Source organism: Oscillibacter sp. CU971 (genome assembly GCF_905219725.1).
GTDB lineage: Bacteria > Bacillota > Clostridia > Oscillospirales > Oscillospiraceae > Oscillibacter.
In genome coordinates this window covers 1-2,774 of record NZ_CAJMXG010000320.1, presented here as the reverse complement: position 1 = coordinate 2,774, position 2,774 = coordinate 1, and the positions used below count along the sequence as shown (strand labels likewise).

General features: G+C 60.0%; 2 protein-coding genes and 1 pseudogene. All 3 read right to left on the bottom strand.

The window, feature by feature from the left end:
- Window positions 1-77 precede the first annotated feature (77 nt).
- Window positions 78-332: a helix-turn-helix domain-containing protein gene (locus JX325_RS14790; protein WP_204791839.1), complete on the bottom strand. Its 255-nt coding sequence runs from the start codon at window positions 330-332 to the stop codon at window positions 78-80.
- A 3-nt stretch (window positions 333-335) separates the two neighbouring features.
- A complete protein-coding gene (locus tag JX325_RS14785; RefSeq protein ID WP_374220638.1) occupies window positions 336-2,183 on the bottom strand; it encodes a type IV secretory system conjugative DNA transfer family protein in 1,848 nt (615 codons plus the stop codon).
- Window positions 2,184-2,187: 4 nt separating this feature from the next.
- A pseudogene (locus JX325_RS14780) lies at window positions 2,188-2,774 on the bottom strand (hypothetical protein); the annotation flags it as partial.

Below are 2,774 nucleotides of genomic sequence, written 5' to 3'. Positions count from 1 at the left end.
TGGTTCGTGGTGAACCCACCCTAAGTTCTCCGCCAGGGCGCAATACCCCCCTGGCGGAGAACTTTTATTTTTTCGCACTACTTCAGCCGGTATAAATTTGAGCTGAGGCTCCCGTTCTCCCGCCAGCGATGCTCCTTGGAGATCAGTTCCGCCTTGCACAGATCATCCAGTGCCCGCTTGACGGTGGAGCGGGACATCCGCAGCTCGGCGGAAATCGTGCGTATTCCCGGCCAGCACTTGCCCTCGCTGTCGGCATGATCCTTCAGGTACATATACACAGCCCTGGCCCGGTGGTTCAGATCGGATTGATAGATCTTCTCAAAGTATCCCATAGACTACTCCTGCCCCCCATCTGTGCGGACAACCACAGGGGGAGGCGGCTCCCGCCTGGTGCGTCTGGCCTGAGCGTAGGACGCGCCGCCTCTGGCAGTTGGAGTTTTCGGAGGAACCGGGGGAGCGGGAGGGGTATCGCTCTCCGCTGGCTGTGCGTGGTGACAGCGGAAGATCGCCTGCTCCAGCTCCTGCTTGTTGGCATAGGCCACGGTGCGTGCGGCCCGCTCCGGCAGCAGATACGGATCACCGAAGGAGATGCCCCAGTCCAGGAAGAGCCTGAGCCGTGTCTGCATGGGGTGCGTCCCCGTCTTCATCACTACAAACTGGCCCTTTGGGATGGACTTCAGCTCATCCGGCGTCATGAGAGGCCGCTCCATCATCTGGAGGGAGCGGCTGGCGCTGTCCTTCCCGCCGCCCTTGCTCACCGATCCGCTCATGACCGTGCGGCTGCCCAGGGCTTTGGACAGCACCTCAGCGGTCTGGGAATTGGGGGCGAAGCCGCCGAAGATCGTATCCTGCACATTATCTACTATGATCTCTGCGCCCTCCTTACCGTAGTTCTTCTCCAACTGGGCCAGCGACTGGATGATAGGAACCAGAGTCAGCTTGCGGGACCGGCCGGCGCTGAACAGGGGCAGGATATCGAAGGCGGGCATGGTGCCCAGCTCGTCGCAGAACAGCACTACTCGGTTGGGCAGCTTGCCGCCGTTCTCGTCCGCCACGGAGAACAGCTCACGGGAGAGTGTCTGGATCATCAGGCCAGCCATGAAGTTCTTGCTGGGGTCTTCTTCCGGCAGAACGAGGAAGATGGCGGACTTCTGGGAGGCAAAGGCTTCCGCGTCAATGGCGCTGTCGAAGCACAGCACCTGCTCCAGCTCGGAGTCCAGGAAGGCGTTCAGCCTGGACAGCACCGTGGACATGACCGAGGCCATGGCCTGTTCCGCCGAGTTGAGAGCGGCTCCGGCGAACCACCGGGCCTTGTGCGTGTCGGGGAGTGTGTCCATCATGACCTGAAAGCCGTTCTTGCCCTTGGCGGTCTTGCTGGGCGCCAGCAGATCCTGCACCAGCTTGAACACGCTGACGATGTGCCGCCGCTCCTGGGGAGCCTCCTCTGTAGGCGGCAGATACTCCGCCAGCAGGAGAACGACTGCTGTAAGCAGTCCCTCAGCAGAATCGTAAAAGAACTGGTTCTGCCCATAATTACCGGCATCACCTTCTGGGTTTATAATGGTTTTCGCTAATATTTTTGCGTACTTCTCCGCCTTGGCTCTCGCCGCCAGATTGGACGGCTGTTCCCGGCAGATGTCCATGTAGCGGTTGATGAGCGTGAGGAGGTTGTACCCGTCTGACCTGGTGGGATTGCGCAGGTCGATCACCGCCACCTTGTAGCCGTAGTGCTGTAAGGCCACGGCGCCGTAGTTCCGGGCGAGGTCGCCCTTGGTGTCAAGGGCCAGGAAACTCATCCCACTGGCACAGGCGTACTCCATATTTGGGTACAGGAAGAACGCCGTCTTGCCCACGCCGGATGCGCCGATCATCAGGCAGTGGATATCGTCCGTGTCCACCAGGGCGGTGACGGCATTCTTCTTTCCCACACAGCCCAGCACCAGCCCCTGTGCTTTGGGCAGGTTCTTTCCGGAGCGCCACTCTCTCACATGGAAGGGGATGTGCCGGTAGGTCTGCTGGATCTCTTTCCTGTTGGCCCAGCGGGCGGTCCCATGCTGGCCGTCGCCAACGGTCTTGGATTTGATGTTGTCCAGATTTCCACTTCCGGAGAAGTGCGTGGCGGCGGCGATGAGCAGAAGCATCCCGCCCGCCAGTAAAATTAACATGATCGTCTGCGGCGTCATAAATTCACCCCATTTCTTGTTGCAGTGCCGCTTGTTCCTGTTTCTGCTGCTGTTTCAAAACGTCCGCCTCATACTTGACGGATATCTTTGCGCAGGACAGCGCCAGCTCCAGCCAGCCTTCCGTCAGCTGTCGTTTTTCCGCCTCACTGCGGATGCCAGGCTTGGAGGCCAGCTTCAAAACAGCATGAGCCTGTTCCGCCAACACAGCGGTGCGGCTGTTCAAGCTGCTCCGATTCTGGTGGGGATGGATACAGCTCCGCAGTTGCTCTAACAGTTCCTCACTGCTATGTGGTTCACTCAGCTGACGCAGCCCCCGGCCATAGGCGTACAGAGCCAGCGCGGAGGCCAGCTCGATGCAGGTCATGGCTCCCTCCGGGTAGTCCCTGCGGAGATTCATCTCATATCCGCAGAGCGCATTTGTCAGCTCACGGCCTACCCGTTCTGGAATGACACACTCCTCCATGTAGACTCCGATCCTGCCGCAGACCTCCGAAGCGGCAATAAGCTGGGGATGCTCCTCCGCCTCCTGAGCAGGGAGACCACGCCGGGCCTTGAGATCCTCGTTCCAGTCCTTGTGTTCGGACTGGAGCA

Excerpts from the sequence above, each read along its gene's own strand:
- JX325_RS14790 (WP_204791839.1), bottom strand. The coding sequence starts at position 332 with ATGGGATACTTTGAGAAGATCTATCAATCCGATCTGAACCACCGGGCC.
- JX325_RS14785 (WP_374220638.1), bottom strand. The coding sequence starts at position 2,183 with ATGACGCCGCAGACGATCATGTTAATTTTACTGGCGGGCGGGATGCTT.